The sequence below is a fragment of the Mesorhizobium sp. M1227 genome, assembly GCF_040318315.1.
Taxonomy (GTDB): Bacteria; Pseudomonadota; Alphaproteobacteria; order Rhizobiales; family Rhizobiaceae; genus Mesorhizobium.
Genome location: NZ_JAMYLZ010000008.1, coordinates 61,317 through 75,447 on the forward strand (window position 1 = coordinate 61,317; position 14,131 = coordinate 75,447).

15 protein-coding genes and 1 tRNA gene are annotated in these 14,131 nt (G+C 63.7%); 12 read left to right on the plus strand and 4 right to left on the minus strand.

The features are described from left to right. Positions 1–119: 119 nt before the first annotated feature. Positions 120–1,037, minus strand: a complete 918-nt coding sequence (locus tag NKH28_RS13040; RefSeq protein WP_352979103.1) for an alpha/beta fold hydrolase — start codon at positions 1,035–1,037, stop codon at positions 120–122. Between the two features lie 724 nt (positions 1,038–1,761). Here NKH28_RS13040 and NKH28_RS13045 point away from each other — a divergent pair. Together NKH28_RS13045 and NKH28_RS13050 are read left to right on the plus strand one after the other, a co-directional pair. Then, complete coding sequence (locus NKH28_RS13045; RefSeq protein WP_352979105.1) at positions 1,762–2,370, plus strand: TetR/AcrR family transcriptional regulator; 609 nt, start codon at positions 1,762–1,764, stop codon at positions 2,368–2,370. 66 nt (positions 2,371–2,436) lie between these two features. Then, positions 2,437–3,012, plus strand: coding sequence for a DUF308 domain-containing protein (locus NKH28_RS13050; protein WP_352979107.1), 576 nt, complete (start codon positions 2,437–2,439; stop codon positions 3,010–3,012). A 75-nt stretch (positions 3,013–3,087) separates the two neighbouring features. Here NKH28_RS13050 and NKH28_RS13055 read toward each other — a convergent pair. Next, a tRNA-Ser gene (locus NKH28_RS13055) sits at positions 3,088–3,177 on the minus strand. Between the two features lie 337 nt (positions 3,178–3,514). Here NKH28_RS13055 and NKH28_RS13060 point away from each other — a divergent pair. The 3 genes from NKH28_RS13060 (at position 3,515) to NKH28_RS13070 (ending at position 5,297) form a co-directional block, all read left to right on the plus strand. Further along, entirely contained in the window at positions 3,515–4,222 is a 708-nt protein-coding gene (locus tag NKH28_RS13060) for a 50S ribosomal protein L21 (RefSeq protein ID WP_352471261.1), read from the plus strand. Between the two features lie 98 nt (positions 4,223–4,320). Further along, positions 4,321–4,590: a 50S ribosomal protein L27 gene (gene rpmA, locus NKH28_RS13065; protein WP_023678077.1), complete on the plus strand. Its 270-nt coding sequence runs from the start codon at positions 4,321–4,323 to the stop codon at positions 4,588–4,590. Positions 4,591–4,709: 119 nt separating this feature from the next. Continuing rightward, entirely contained in the window at positions 4,710–5,297 is a 588-nt protein-coding gene (locus NKH28_RS13070) for a GNAT family N-acetyltransferase (protein ID WP_352471260.1), read from the plus strand. Between the two features lie 10 nt (positions 5,298–5,307). On the opposite strand, the gene NKH28_RS13075 is transcribed toward NKH28_RS13070, so the two are convergent. Then, positions 5,308–6,177, minus strand: coding sequence for an endonuclease/exonuclease/phosphatase family protein (locus tag NKH28_RS13075; RefSeq protein WP_352979109.1), 870 nt, complete (start codon positions 6,175–6,177; stop codon positions 5,308–5,310). A gap of 172 nt (positions 6,178–6,349) precedes the next feature. On the opposite strand from NKH28_RS13075, the gene obgE reads away from it, so the two are divergent. From obgE to NKH28_RS13100, 5 genes are all read left to right on the plus strand, one after another. Further along, entirely contained in the window at positions 6,350–7,381 is a 1,032-nt protein-coding gene (gene obgE / locus NKH28_RS13080; protein ID WP_352979111.1) for a GTPase ObgE, read from the plus strand. Positions 7,382–7,383: 2 nt separating this feature from the next. Beyond that, complete coding sequence (gene proB / locus NKH28_RS13085) at positions 7,384–8,538, plus strand: glutamate 5-kinase (RefSeq protein ID WP_352979113.1); 1,155 nt, start codon at positions 7,384–7,386, stop codon at positions 8,536–8,538. A 13-nt stretch (positions 8,539–8,551) separates the two neighbouring features. After that, on the plus strand, positions 8,552–9,838 hold the full coding sequence (locus NKH28_RS13090; protein WP_352979115.1) for a glutamate-5-semialdehyde dehydrogenase: 1,287 nt from the start codon (positions 8,552–8,554) through the stop codon (positions 9,836–9,838). A 163-nt stretch (positions 9,839–10,001) separates the two neighbouring features. After that, positions 10,002–10,589 carry a nicotinate-nucleotide adenylyltransferase gene (locus NKH28_RS13095; RefSeq protein ID WP_031212055.1) on the plus strand — a complete coding sequence of 196 codons (588 nt, stop codon included), beginning with the start codon at positions 10,002–10,004 and terminating at the stop codon, positions 10,587–10,589. 74 nt (positions 10,590–10,663) lie between these two features. Next, complete coding sequence (locus NKH28_RS13100; RefSeq protein WP_352979117.1) at positions 10,664–11,953, plus strand: MFS transporter; 1,290 nt, start codon at positions 10,664–10,666, stop codon at positions 11,951–11,953. A gap of 29 nt (positions 11,954–11,982) precedes the next feature. Here NKH28_RS13100 and NKH28_RS13105 read toward each other — a convergent pair whose 3' ends face one another. Further along, complete coding sequence (locus tag NKH28_RS13105) at positions 11,983–12,840, minus strand: mechanosensitive ion channel family protein (RefSeq protein WP_352979119.1); 858 nt, start codon at positions 12,838–12,840, stop codon at positions 11,983–11,985. 239 nt (positions 12,841–13,079) lie between these two features. On the opposite strand from NKH28_RS13105, the gene rsfS reads away from it, so the two are divergent. Then, positions 13,080–13,457, plus strand: coding sequence for a ribosome silencing factor (gene rsfS, locus NKH28_RS13110; RefSeq protein WP_023678068.1), 378 nt, complete (start codon positions 13,080–13,082; stop codon positions 13,455–13,457). Between the two features lie 61 nt (positions 13,458–13,518). Beyond that, positions 13,519–14,001 carry a 23S rRNA (pseudouridine(1915)-N(3))-methyltransferase RlmH gene (gene rlmH, locus NKH28_RS13115; protein WP_352613317.1) on the plus strand — a complete coding sequence of 161 codons (483 nt, stop codon included), beginning with the start codon at positions 13,519–13,521 and terminating at the stop codon, positions 13,999–14,001. The last annotated feature ends 130 nt before the right edge of the window (positions 14,002–14,131 follow it).

Below are 14,131 nucleotides of genomic sequence, written 5' to 3' on the forward strand. Positions count from 1 at the left end.
GAGATCGCCTTCATTCCCTTATCAAGCACATTGATGCCGGACGGGCGGATTTACGGAGGGTTCTCGATCTGGGGCCGCGAAGCACTCGCGAGGTTCCGCGTAACTGAAGCATGTGACCTCTACAATACTCTGTGCTGACCGACCTGTTTGTCGTCAAAGAATTCCGAGAGAGCCGCTGCCGTCTTGTCGGGGTGCTCTTCCGGGAAAAAGTGCCCGCCTTGGACAGCGCGTCCTGCCACTCTGTCGGCCCATTTCCTCCAGATGGCCAGCGGCCCGCCTTCTTGCGCATACCAGTTCTCCAGGGCGCCTTCGCCACTCCATAGCGCCAGTAGCGGACAGTCGATGCGACGACCGTTTGCGTGGTCCAACGCGTCCTGTTCACGATCGATCGTCGCAGCGGCGCGATACTCTTCGCAGATGGCATGAATATGCGCGGGATCGCGAAGCGCATCAACATAGGCGTTCCTGACCTCTTTGGAGACAATTTTCGCCGACGATCCCCACTGCGTTATTGCATCGTCGACGACAGCATCGGGAGCCGCGCCGATCAGACGCTCCGGCAGGGGCTCCGGCTGGGCAAGAAGGCTCCAGGGCCAGAAGCCAAGCGCCAGTCTGGCATCCGCCCGATCCCATGTTGCGGCGGTGGGGATGATGTCGAGGACGGCGATTTTGAGCACGTTGTCGGGATGGTCGAGCGCCAGGCGATAGGCAACCCGCCCGCCGCGATCATGCCCGGCAACCATGAACCGCTCAAACCCCACTTGCTTCATGGCCTGAACCATGTCGCCGGCCATGGCGCGCTTGGCGTACGGGCTATGATCGGCAGAGGAAACCGGGCATCCGCTTTGGCCATAGCCTCGAAGGTCGGCGGCGACGACCGTGAAGCGGAGCGCCAAGGCTGCGGCGATATCCCTCCACATCAGATGCGTTTCTGGAAAACCGTGAAGAAGCAGCAGCGGCGGGCCGGTGCCTCCGACCCTTGCGAAAATCGTCGTATCGTCCAGTCGTAGGCTGGTGGCTCTGAAACCTGCAAACACCGTCAGCCTCCTCCGCGCCCTTAGGAAAGCTCCCTACGGGCGCTAACGGCCGCCTGAGGCGAAAACCCCGGCCGCGATGGCCGGGGTTCAAGCCGGCCAGTTGCTAGAATCGAAACCAGACCCAGACGCGCCTGCGGAAGCACCGCCTGCGCCGATAGCCGTTTCGCCAGTAAACGCGACAGACCCTTCTCCAGGCGCGCCGGCGGCGCCGGCGCGGCATATGCCACCCGCGATGATAGACTGGTTGCAACTCCGCTTGAGTTTCGTCGTCGTCGAAGGTCTCGACATCCGGCGCCTCGAGTTCATCGAGAATGCCGCTTCTGGCAGTTGGAACGCCGGCCACTGCGTTGATTGGCCGAACTGTGCTTGCAAGGGCCGCGGCCCCGGCAATGCCAAACATTCCTGTCAAAAATAGTCGCCGATCCATGGAAACCTCCCAGTCTTCAACCAGCGATAGAACAAGCTGACGATGGGGAGATAGCGCAGTCGGTGCAAACGCCTAGTGCCGCACGGCGATTAGCGGTGGCCCGGTCGGCCGAAGGGTGTTGCCTCGTCCTCGAAGTGGGATGGCTACCTCGATCGACAAACACCCGGAGCTTTCTGAATGGATGGCGGGCCGAAAACAATGAAGATCGAATGAGGTCTACGCCATAGCCACGCAATTTCACGCTACTCGCGTTGCAAGGAGGCTTGACTGCCATCCTACCAGAAGGTAGGTAAAAGCATGAGCAACTTGTATACCACCTCTGACGACATCCTGGCTTGTGCACGTTCACTGATCGTGGCTGGCGGCTACAACGGATTCAGTTATGCCGACATCGCTGAAGTGGTCGGGATCCGTAAGGCGAGCATTCATCACCATTTCCCAAGCAAGGTCGATCTGGTTCGGACGCTGGTTGCGCGGTATCGCGAAGAAACTGAAGCGGGGATGGCAAATGTCGAACTTCACGAATCCGATCCGCTCGAACAGTTGCGGATCTATGCCGGGTATTGGGAAGCCTGCATCGCGAACGCCAGCGCCCCGTTTTGTATCTGCGCGCTGTTGGCAAGCGAGCTCCCCGTGCTGCCCGAGGAAGTTGGCCTTGAGGTCCGGGCGCATTTCCGCTCGCTGTCGGCTTGGCTTACATCGGTGCTGGAGCGCGGTGCGCGGCACGGCCAATTTCGACTGATGAGTACCCCTCGTGCCGAGGCTGAAGCGTTCATGGCGACCGTTCACGGCGCGATGCTTTCAGCACGGGCCTATGGCGATCCGAAGGCATTCGCCGTCGTGACGGGCCCGCTCCTGGAGCGGCTCCGCGCTTCCCCCCCGGATGCGGGCCTAGATCTCAACTAACCATAATAGCAATCACTCTGCGACGTTCGTCGAGAGTCCCTACCTACTAGTCGAGAGGATGATCCAATGACGATTCACGATGGCGATCTTTCCCGCGCCAGCCAGGAACAATGGTTCAAGCTTTATTACTTCGCTCGGACGGCGTTCTCGGCTGTCTGGGTGGCGGCTGCCTTTACGGTGGGACAGAATTCCGGGGTGGTCGCGGCGGTTTTGCTCGTGGCTTATCCTGCATGGGATGCCCTGGCCAATTTCGTCGACGCATCGCGCAGCGGAGGATTGGGACAGAATCGCACCCAGACCATCAACGTCGTGGTCAGTGTGGCGACAACGCTCGCGATCATTGTTGCGCTGAAGATGAGCATGAACCGGGTGCTCGGCGTGTTCGGCCTATGGGCGATCCTGTCCGGCCTGCTTCAACTCGGCACCGCCGTCCGCCGTTGGAAGAGCTCTGGTGCGCAGTGGGCGATGATCCTGAGCGGAGGGCAATCAGCACTGGCAGGCACGTTTTTCATCGCGCAGACGCGGATGCCGATGCCGCCATCGATCTCCAACGTGGCCGGCTATGCCGCAGTAGGCGCCCTGTATTTCCTGGTTTCGGCGGTGTGGCTGAGCGTGAGCCAATTGCGGCGGAAGGCTGCATAGCGTGCCATCTTAAGCCATTACCGGCGCGATGAGAGATGCTGTTACCTATGGGTCCGGAATGGACACATTGCGAAGTGGCGGAGAGGGAGGGATTCGAACCCCCGATGGGCTTGCACCCATGCCGCATTTCGAGTGCGGTGCATTCGACCACTCTGCCACCTCTCCGCGGTCATGGTCCGCCGTTGCCGGCGCGGCGCACTAGATAACGGCTGGACAGGCAGGTTACAAGGGCCAATCTGCCCCGGCGCCGCAGCTTCTGTCCATGCTTCTTCGAGGCTCCGGTGGTCACTGCTCGATATTTGCAAGGTCTGGGCTCAACCCATTCGCAGCTTGCCCGCGGCGCTTGCCTTGACTCAAGCCGAACCTTCGGTTAGGGACAGCGCGCAATCGGCGTGGAGGGATCTTCCGCGCCGCTTGTTTTTTGAACCCGCAGACTGACAAAAAGACGGCCGAACCGCCTGTGGCGGTTCATCAAGGCCGACCGAACAGCGAAAGGCAAAAAATGTTCGCAGTCATCAAAACGGGCGGCAAGCAGTATCGCGTTGCCGCCAACGATCTCCTGAAGATCGAAAAACTCGAAGCCAATGTCGGCGACATCGTCGAGATCGGTAGTGTGCTCGCGCATGGCGAGGGCGAAAACGTCACGTTCGGCGCACCGTTCGTGGATGGTGCGATGGTCACCGCCGAAGTCGTCGAGCAAGGCAAGAACCGCACCGTCATCGCCTTCAAGAAGCGCCGCCGGCAGAATTCGCGCCGCAAGATCGGCCATCGCCAGCTTTTGACCACCGTCAGGATTGCTGAAATCCTGCTGGGTGGCGCCAAGCCGGCGAAGAAGGCCGCCGCCAAGACCGAAGCGAAGGCTGAAGTTGCAGCCAAGACCGAGGCGAAGGCTGAAGCCGCGCCGAAGGCAGCAGCGAAGGCAGAGGCTGCGCCGAAGAAGGAAGCCAAGGCCGAGACGACCGAGGACAAGGCTGCCGAAGCCGCCGCACCGTTGTTCAAGGCGCCGAAGGGCGAGCCGGACGACCTGACCGTGATCAAGGGCATCGGCCCGGTCGCCGCCGGCCAGCTCAACGAACAGGGCATCACCACCTTTGCCCAGATCGCCAAGCTGTCCGACAAGGACGTCGCCAAGATCGACGAGCACATGCCGTTCAGCGCCGACCAGATCAAGGACTGGCGTGAGCAGGCCAAGGAATTGGCGAAGAAGTAGAACGAACCGACGCAATCGTCGCCGGATCGGACTTGAAACGGAACGCGAACGCGTTCATAAGATCGTTTAGGCGCCTCGCGGCGCATCGGAGTAGTTAGATGGCACACAAGAAAGCTGGCGGATCGTCGCGCAATGGTCGCGACTCCCATTCCAAGCGGCTCGGCGTGAAGAAGTTCGGCGGCGAAGCCGTGATTCCGGGCAACATCATCATTCGTCAGCGTGGCACGACGTGGCATCCCGGCACCAATGTCGGCATTGGCACGGACCACACGCTGTTTGCGCTCGAAGCTGGCGCAGTCACCTTCAACAAAAAAGCCAATGGCCGAACCTACGTATCGGTGAACCCGATGACGAAGGCAGCGGAGTAGCCGGTTCCGCACGAGAACACCGGCACCCATCTCGGGACCGGTGTCTGGCCAAGCCAGGAAATGGATCAGGGGAGATGGGTTTCCATCTCCCCTTTTTCTTGTGCCTGGAGGACTTTGATATGGTTGCCGAAGCGGAAGCGACAGACGACGAAAGTTACACGATAGATTGCCCGGTGCTCGCGACCGAGCGGCTGGTCATGCGTGCCCCGCGTGAAAGCGACATCGAGCAATTGGTGGCGCTCGCCGACAACCGCCATGTCGCGGAAATGCTGGCTCGCATGCCGCATCCCTATGGCGAGGCGGAGGCACGCGCTTTCCTGGCCATGACGGCATCGCGCCGGGCCGGAATCGCCTATGCGTTGACGCTGGCCGGCACCGAGACCTTCGTCGGCTGTGCCGGGCTCAACACCACGGATCGCGGGCTGGAGCTTGGCTACTGGATCGGCGAGCCGTACTGGAAGCGCGGCTACGCGACGGAAGCAGCGCACGCACTGGTCGATCTTGCCTTCCAGAGAACCACGATCCAGGTGCTGCACGCCTCGACGCGGGTTATCAATCCGGCCTCGCGCCGGGTCATCCACAAATGCGGCTTCCAGTATGCCGGCCAGGGCATGCTGAATTCGATCGTTGCCGGTCAGGTGCCGGTCGAACGCTACCGCCTCGATCGCAAGACCTGGACCAGCCTGCGGAACTGGGTGCATTTTTGATGGATGCGGCTCACGTCATCTCGAGCCAGACCGGCAAGTGATCCGAACCGGCCGCTTGCCGGTCGACCCACAGGCGCCTCAGCGATTTGGCAAGCGAGGCGCTGGTGAAGACGTAGTCGATGCGCTTGTAGCGGCTGGTATCGCCCGGCCGCTTGGGGTCGACCCAGGTGACGAGATCGGCGCCGGCGGCGCCGAGGCGCGTGGCAGCATCGACGGCGAGGTCGGCGGTCACCGGCATGCCGAATTCATGGTCAGGCTGGCCGGCGAGTTCGACATGTTCCGGCGATCCGGCCAGCATGTTGAAGTCGCCCATGACGACGAAGGCTTCGGGACAAGGCAGGTCCGGCAAGCCGATCTCGGCGACGCCGGAGAGCCCGCCGCCCTCGAGCGGGTAGTTCAACAGGCGCTGGCGCAGAAAGCGGATCTGGCTCAGGCGTTCAACCGGGCTGCGATGGTCGAGATGGGTGGAATAGAAGCGGATCGGACCAAGCGGCGTTTCGACCAGCGCCTCCAGCGCGCCGCGCTGGAAGTTCATCGCCTCGACACTGCGGCTGCGCGGCAAAAGGAGATTGCGCGACAGATGGATCGGCGTCCTCGACAGCACCATGTTGCCGAGCTGGAAGGTGGTCGTGATGGCGCGGCCGTTCTCCAGGCGCGAGCCGGCGTCGGCTTCGAAATTGCTGCCGTAGACGGCAAAATAGTCGGGCAGCGCCTCGCCGAGGTCGGCCACCATGTCGCGGCCGCCATTCTTCGGGTTGGCGCGGGTGACCTCCTGCAGCGCGATCACGTCGGCGCCGCGCACGGCATCGGCGATACGGCCGACATCGTAGCGGGCGTCGAGACCGACGCCGTAGTGGATATTGTAAGTTACCAGTTTCATTCCGACATCTCGCGCTTGGAAAGCCGAGGATCGATTTTTCGGCAAGGGTCAACCAAATGGTACGCGTCCAGAGCTACGCGCGACGTTACAGTAGCAAAAACGGCCCTCGCCCTTCGACCCGCCTTGGTTTAGAGCAATCCCGCAAAGCCAATAGCAGAAACCATACAATCCGATGAAATTTCTCGATCAAGCCAAGGTCTACATCCGCTCCGGCGACGGCGGCGCCGGTTCGGTGTCGTTCCGGCGCGAAAAGTTCATCGAGTTCGGCGGCCCGGACGGCGGCGACGGCGGTCGCGGCGGCGATGTCTGGGTCGAGGCGGTCGATGGGCTGAACACGCTGATCGACTATCGCTACCAGCAGCATTTCAAGGCCAAGACCGGGACGCACGGCATGGGCCGCAACATGACCGGCGCCAAGGGTGCCGACGTGACGCTGAAAGTGCCGGCCGGAACGCAAGTCTTTGCCGAGGACAACGAGACGCTGATCTGCGATCTGACGGTCGTCGGCCAGCGCTTTCTTTTGGCCAAGGGCGGCAATGGCGGCTTCGGCAACCAGCACTTCAAGACCTCGACCAACCAGGCGCCGCGCCGCGCCAATCCCGGACTGCCGGGCGAAGAGCTCAACATCTGGCTCAGGCTGAAGCTGATCGCCGATGCCGGCCTCGTCGGGCTGCCCAACGCCGGCAAGTCGACCTTCCTGGCGGCGGTCACCGCGGCCAAGCCGAAGATCGCCGACTATCCCTTCACCACGCTGCATCCCGGCCTTGGCGTGGCACGCATCGACGGTCGCGAATTCGTCATTGCCGATATCCCGGGCCTGATCGAAGGCGCGCATGAAGGTGTCGGCATCGGCGACCGCTTCCTTGGCCATGTCGAGCGCACGCGTGTCCTTCTGCATCTTGTCTCGGCGCAGGAAGAAAATCCGGCCAATGCCTACAAGACTGTGCGTGCCGAGCTCGAAGCCTACGGCAATGGGCTGACCGACAAGGTCGAAATCGTCGCGCTTTCCCAGGTCGACATACTCGATGCCGACGCACGCAAGAAAAAGACCGCCTCGCTGAAACGTGCCGCCGGCCGCGCGCCGATGCTGCTTTCGGCAGTCACCGGCGAAGGCGTCGAAGCGGTGCTGCGCGCGCTGATGGGGGTGGTGGCGGACGCGCGCGAGGCTGTCGCCGCGCCGGTCGAGACGCGCTGGAACACATAGCCATGGCCGCGCAATCGCTGAAAAATTATCGGCGCATTGCCGTCAAGATCGGCTCGGCGCTGCTTGTCGACCGCACGACGGGCCTGAAGCGCGACTGGCTGGCCTCGCTGGCGGACGACATCGCCGTGCTGGCCAGTGGCGGCGCCGAAATTCTCGTCGTGTCTTCCGGGGCGATTGCACTCGGCCGCACCATCCTCGGCCTCGGCAAGCGGGCGCTGAAGCTCGAGGAGAGCCAGGCTGCTGCTGCCGTCGGGCAGATCGCCTTAGCCGGCGCCTGGTCGGATGCGCTCGGCAAGAATGGCTTGAAATCGGGCCAGATCCTGCTGACGCTCGGCGACACCGAAGAGCGCCGCCGCTATCTCAACGCGCGGGCGACGATCTCGACACTGCTCAAGATGAAGGCGGTGCCGGTCATCAACGAGAACGATACGGTGGCCACCTCCGAAATCCGCTATGGCGATAACGACCGGCTGGCGGCGCGCGTCGCCACCATGATGGGCGCCGACCTTTTGGTGCTGCTCTCCGACATTGACGGGCTCTACACGGCACCGCCGGCGCGTGACCCGCAAGCTCGATTCATTCAGGTCGTCGACCGCATCACTCCCGACATCGAAGCGATGGCGGGTGCCGCTGCTTCGGAATTGTCGCGCGGCGGCATGCGCACCAAGCTCGACGCCGGCAAGATCGCGACCGCCGCCGGCACCGCCATGATCATCACATCGGGCACGCGGCTGTCGCCGCTGCTGGCAATCGAGCGCGGCGAGCGTGCCACCTTCTTCCGGCCGAGCGCCAATCCGGTCAAGGGCTACAAGACCTGGATCGCCGGGCAGCTCGAACCTGCAGGACGGCTGACCGTCGATGCCGGCGCCATCGGCGCGCTGCTCTCCGGCAAGTCGCTGCTGCCGGCCGGCGTCAAACTGGTCAGCGGCAATTTTGCGCGTGGCGACACGGTGGCGATCCTGTCGCCCGAGGGCCGCGAGATCGCGCGCGGGCTGGTTGCCTATGATGCCGCCGATGCCGTAAGGATCGCTGGCCTGAAGACGGCCGAGATCGAAACCGTGCTCGGCTACGAGGCGCGTTCGGCGATGATCCACCGCGACGATCTTGTGGTGAGCCATGCCGGTGGCGAGCAAGTAGTCGGTGACCAGGTTACATAGCGGAGGATGAGCCATGCTGACGCTGCATGAAAAATCCCGGGATGATACCGTGGCGCTGATGGCCGATATCGGCCGCCGCGCGCGTGCCGCGGCCCGCCCGCTGGCCATAGCTGCGGCCGAGCGCAAGCACGCGGCGCTGTTCGGCATGGCTCAGGCGATCCTTCGGCATGAGCAGGACATCCTCGACGCCAATGCCATCGACATCAGAAATGGCAGGGAGGCTGGCCTATCGGCAGCGTCGATGGATCGGCTGAAGCTCGATCCGGCGCGCATCCGCGCAATGGCAGACGGTATTCGCGAAATCGCCGCACTCGGCGATCCGGTTGGGGATGTCATCGCGGCTTGGGACCGGCCGAACGGCCTGCATATCGAACGGGTGCGCACGCCGCTCGGCGTCGTCGGCGTCATTTACGAGAGCCGGCCGAACGTTACCGCGGATGCCGGCGCGCTGTGCCTCAAGGCGGGCAATCCAGTAATCCTTCGCGGCGGCTCGGATTCGCTCAACTCTTCCGCCGCTATCCATGCCTGCCTGGTCGAGGGGCTGAAGGCAGCCGGGCTGCCGGAGGATGCCATCCAGCTGGTGCCGACTACCGATCGCGCCGCCGTCGGCGAAATGCTGAAAGGGCTTTCAGGCAATCTCGAGGTCATCATTCCGCGCGGCGGCCGCAGCCTGGTCGAGCGTGTGCAGAGCGAGGCGCGGGTGCCGGTCTTCGCGCATCTCGAGGGCATCTGCCATCTCTATATCGACCGATCGGCCGATCTCGACATGGCGGTCAAGATCGCGGTCAATGCCAAGATGCGGCGCACCGGGGTGTGCGGTGCTGCCGAGACGCTGCTGGTCGATCGTGCCGCCGCCGGCACGCATCTGGTGCCGATCCTCGAGGCCTTGCGGGCGGCAGGCTGCGAGATCCATGCCGATGCCGAGGCGCTGAGGCTTTATGCCGATGCCCAGCCCGCGACCGATGCAGACTGGGTGACCGAGTATCTGGACGCGATCATTGCGGTGAAGCTGGTCGACGGCGTCGCCGGCGCCATCGAGCATATCGAGACGTTTTCCTCGCATCACACCGAGGCGATCATCGCCGAGGACGCCACAGCGGTCGACCGGTTCTTCAACGAGGTCGATTCGGCGATCCTTCTGCACAACGCCTCGACCCAGTTTGCCGATGGCGGCGAGTTCGGCATGGGCGCCGAGATCGGCATCGCCACAGGCAAGATGCATGCACGCGGGCCGGTCGGCGTCGAGCAACTGACCTCGTTCAAATACCGCGTACGCGGGTCGGGACAGGTGAGGCCTTGAGCGCCGGTCTTACCCTCCCCCTTGTGGGGAGGGTGGCGAGCATCGCGAGCCGGGTGGGGGTGCGACGCTGAACTCTGCAACACCCCCACCCCGCTCCGCTTCGCGGATCGACCCTCCTCACAAGGAGGAGGGTAAGGAATCCGTATCCTCCCACTATCTGCACATGCCGCATGCCGGGAAAGGCGTGGCGGTCGGGCTGTTCGGCGGTTCGTTCAACCCGCCGCATGCCGGCCATGCGCTGGTCGCCGAGATCGCACTCAGACGGCTTGCGCTCGACCAATTGTGGTGGATGGTGACGCCCGGCAACCCGCTCAAGAACGCCGGAGACCTGGCGCCGCTGGCTGAGCGGCTGCAGCTATCCGAAAAGATCGCCAAGAACCCGAAGATCAAGGTCACCGCCTTCGAGGCGGCCCACCGCGTCCGCTTCACCGCCGACACGCTGGCGCTGGTCAAGGCGCGGAACCCGGGCGTCGATTTCGTCTGGATCATGGGCGCCGACTCGCTTCGCGACTTCCACCGCTGGCAGCGCTGGCGCCGCATCGTGATGACGTTTCCGATCGCGGTGGTCGACCGGCCGGGTGCGACGCTGTCGTTCCTGTCGTCGGTGGTCGCCAAGACCTTCGACTATGCCCGCGTCGACGAAGGCGACGCACCGCGGCTCGCCCGCATGACGGCGCCGGCCTGGACCTTCATCCACGGCCCGCGTTCGTCGCTGTCGTCGAGCGCGATCCGCAAGGTGGCAAAGGGCTGAACCGGCGCGGAAGGCAAGTCCGGTGATGTCGCTTTTGCCGCTGCCTTGACCTGCTTGATGGGCGATCCTCGGTCATGACGATTCTCGCGCGCGACCAGGACAAGAACGGTCTAGGGCAGCCGGCGCCGTCGATCGCCATTGCCAGCATCCTCTTGTCGATGGCGCTGATCGCCGTCGGCAATGGGCTGATGTTCGCCTATATCCCAGTCCGGCTCGGCGCCGAGGGCTTCGATCCGACATGGGCGGGGCTGATCGTCACCGGCCTTTCGGCTGGCGGCCTTGCCGGCTGCATCCTGACCGGGCCGCTGGTGCGGCGTGTCGGCCATGCCCGCGTGTTCATGGTGCTGTCGGCACTGATCGTGCTGTCCAACGCCGCGGTCGGCGCCGGGCCGCACCCCTTGCCATGGATCGCTGCACGGGCACTCTACGGCTTTGCCATATGCGGCCTGTTCATCGTCGCGCAGAGCTGGCTGAACGATGTCGTCGCCAACGCCATCCGCGGCCGGGTCATGGCCATCTTCTACGTTGCCTATGTCGCCGGGCTCGGCGTCGGTTATTCGACGCTGGCGTTGATCGATATCCGCGCGGCCGATGCGCCGCTGATCGGCATTGCCTTTACCGCGCTGTCGATCCTTCCCGTCGGGCTGACGCGGCTCGCGCAGCCGCCGGCGCCGCAAGCGGCTTCCGTGGCGCTCGGTCGCGCCTGGCGGATCTCCCCGGTCGGCGTCGCCGGCATGCTTGCCGTCGGCGGCCTGTCGATGACGATCTCGGGTTTTGCGCCGATCCATGCCACGACCAAGGGCTACAGCCAGGCCGACGTCGCCTTGCTGCTTTCGGCAATGCCGGTCGGCACGCTGATCCTGCAGATTCCGCTCGGCTGGATTTCCGACCGCACCGACCGGCGCTTTGTGCTGATCGCGGCGTCGGCGCTTGCCGCCGCGGCGGGCGTGTTTGCCCTCGGTTTCGACGGCGGCGCGCTGGCGGCTCTGCTTGTCATCTATGTGGTCTGGGACGGCGCCTCGGAATCGATCTACTCGCTGGCCAGCGCCCATGCCGGTGACCGCGCCGGCAAGGACGACATGGTGGCGCTGTCGAGCTCGCTTTTGTTTGCCTGGTCGCTTTCCGGCTTCGTCGTACCCGGCATTGTGACCGGACTTTCCGCCGTCTACGGCACGCAGGCCTTCATCTATGTGGCAATCGTCATTGCCGCCGCCTACTGCCTGTTCGTTCTCTGGCGCGTCGTCATGGTGCGGCCGGTGCCCGCCACCGAGACCGGCAGTTTCGCGCCAATGACGGCGCAGGCGCCGTTGCCTGTCGATCTCGCCTTCGCGCCTGAAGATCAGCGCGGGCGCGGAGAGCTTTGAGGGGCATCCTGCCAGCTGGCTGCAACGCTCTATTGCTGCGTGGCTGGGGCCTCCGGCTGCGGCGCTTGCGGCGCCGGCGCCGGAATTGAAAGACCTTCGGCATCGAACGCCTGCTTGACCCCTTTGGTGAGGTCGATCTGGGCGGCGAAGAAATCGGCAGCCGCCGTCCAGTAGCGCAAGCTGATGGCGACGGTGCTGTCGCCGACGGTCGCGACAAAGGCGATCGGCGCAGGCTGCCGCCTGACGCGCCGGTCGGCGGCGGCAACGCCAAGCATGGTCTTCTGCGCAAAATCGATGTCGTTCCAGGAGCCGATGCTGAGCGTGATGTCGCCGCGCCGCACACCGTTGCGGGTGAAGTTGCGGACCGGCTGGTTCCACAGGGTCGAGTTGGGTGCAAGCACGTAGACGCCTTCGACCGTCCTCAGCGTTGTGGCAAACAGCCCGATCTCCTCGACGGTGCCGGATATCGCGCCGACTTCGACATATTCGCCGATGCGGAACGGCCGCAGCGCCAGCAGCATGATGCCGGCGGCAATGTTCTGCAGCGTGCCTTGCAGCGCCAGGCCGATGGCCAGGCCGGCGGCACCGATAGCGGCAATGATCGAAGCCGTCTGCACGCCGAACTGGCCGAGAACCATGATCACGACCAGTCCCAGGATGGCGTAGCGGACGACCTGCGAGAAGAAATGGCGGAGCGTTTCGTCGAAGCCGCTGATATGGCCGAGGCCGGCATAGATCGAACGCTCGGCGAGGCCGGCGACGATGTAGCCGATGACCAGCAGGATGACGGCGCCGACCGCCGAAAGCGAGTAGGAGACGATCAGCGTGCTGAGTTGCGCAAGGCCGGATTGCACGGTGAGGAGGGCGTTCTGGGGATCGATCGGCATGTCGGGATTCCGGTTCGTGGATGAGCCGATAACCGCTGCGGGGCGAGGCGGTTCCGATTTTCTGGCCCGAAAAGCCGGATATTCGGCCGTTACCGGGCGTCTGCTTGTGAGCGGTGTCTTGAAACTGCAACCTAACTCTGCCTATCTAAGCAGTGTCACCTGATTTCAGAGGTGATTTGGTTGTTCTTGCTGCGAAAGGAAATACACTGAGAACAGCACTGCGGAAGAAGGCCGACATCGTGCCTTCGCCGGCCGGGATCAGCGTAAACGACGCCGTGTCCCGCGCCATCAAGACAGTCCTTGCCAGTCTGGAAGACTCCAAGGCCGAAAATATCGTCTCAATCGACATTCAGGGGAAATCGAGCCTCGGCGACTACATGGTCGTCGCATCGGGCCGATCGCACCGTCATGTCTCGGCTGTTGCCGATCATCTCCTCAAGGCGCTCAAGGATGCCGGGCTCGGCACGGCGCGCGTCGAGGGGCTGGCTGGCGCCGACTGGGTCCTGATCGATTCGGGCGACATCATCGTCCATGTCTTCCGTCCCGAGGTCCGCGACTTCTACAATCTCGAAAAGATGTGGCAAGCGCCCGATCTCGAGGAGGAGACCCTCCACTGAGCCGTATTCGTCTTGATGCATGTCGTTGTCCGACATGCATCAGCGGCTCTTCGAGGCAGGGATGAAGATTACGGTTCATGCCGTGGGCCGAATGAAAGCCGGCCCCGAGAAGCAGTTGGCCGACCGCTATTTCGAGCGTTTTGCCAGGAGCGGTCCTGCCGTAGGCCTCGAATTCGCCGGGATCGTCGAGATTGCGGAAGGTCGCGCGCAGACGGCCAATGAGCGCCGGCGCGAGGAAGGCCAGAAGCTGCAGACGCACTTGCAACCGGGCACGGCGCTGATGCTGCTGGATGAGCGCGGCAAGAACCTTTCCTCCGAGGATTTCGCCGGCCGCATAGGTTCGCTGCGCGATGGCGGGCGCAAGGCGGTGGTGATCGCCATTGGCGGCGCCGACGGCCATGACCAGTCGCTGCGCGACCTGGCTGATCTGACGGTGTCGCTCGGCGCGCTGACCTGGCCGCATCAGCTGGTCCGCGTGATGCTGGGCGAGCAGCTTTACCGGGCGGCCACGATCCTTTCCGGTCACCCCTACCATCGTTCATGAACTCGGCTCCATCGGCGAATTGATGCCAGCCGCCCGGATTTTTGCCCCAATGCTCATCGACAGTTTGGGCTCATGGGGTTTGCGGATGGCGGCCGGGGCTCGAACATGGTTGATGGTTCGTTAACGAAGC

Coding starts and splice junctions, on each gene's coding strand:
- NKH28_RS13070 (WP_352471260.1), top strand. CDS start 4,710: ATGGTTGCCGAAGCGGAAGCGACAGACGACGAAAGTTACACGATAGAT.
- NKH28_RS13050 (WP_352979107.1), top strand. CDS start 2,437: ATGACGATTCACGATGGCGATCTTTCCCGCGCCAGCCAGGAACAATGG.
- NKH28_RS13090 (WP_352979115.1), top strand. CDS start 8,552: ATGCTGACGCTGCATGAAAAATCCCGGGATGATACCGTGGCGCTGATG.
- NKH28_RS13105 (WP_352979119.1), bottom strand. CDS start 12,840: ATGCCGATCGATCCCCAGAACGCCCTCCTCACCGTGCAATCCGGCCTT.
- NKH28_RS13060 (WP_352471261.1), top strand. CDS start 3,515: ATGTTCGCAGTCATCAAAACGGGCGGCAAGCAGTATCGCGTTGCCGCC.
- proB (WP_352979113.1), top strand. CDS start 7,384: ATGGCCGCGCAATCGCTGAAAAATTATCGGCGCATTGCCGTCAAGATC.
- NKH28_RS13045 (WP_352979105.1), top strand. CDS start 1,762: ATGAGCAACTTGTATACCACCTCTGACGACATCCTGGCTTGTGCACGT.
- NKH28_RS13095 (WP_031212055.1), top strand. CDS start 10,002: ATGCCGCATGCCGGGAAAGGCGTGGCGGTCGGGCTGTTCGGCGGTTCG.
- rlmH (WP_352613317.1), top strand. CDS start 13,519: ATGAAGATTACGGTTCATGCCGTGGGCCGAATGAAAGCCGGCCCCGAG.
- obgE (WP_352979111.1), top strand. CDS start 6,350: ATGAAATTTCTCGATCAAGCCAAGGTCTACATCCGCTCCGGCGACGGC.
- NKH28_RS13100 (WP_352979117.1), top strand. CDS start 10,664: ATGACGATTCTCGCGCGCGACCAGGACAAGAACGGTCTAGGGCAGCCG.
- NKH28_RS13075 (WP_352979109.1), bottom strand. CDS start 6,177: ATGAAACTGGTAACTTACAATATCCACTACGGCGTCGGTCTCGACGCC.
- rpmA (WP_023678077.1), top strand. CDS start 4,321: ATGGCACACAAGAAAGCTGGCGGATCGTCGCGCAATGGTCGCGACTCC.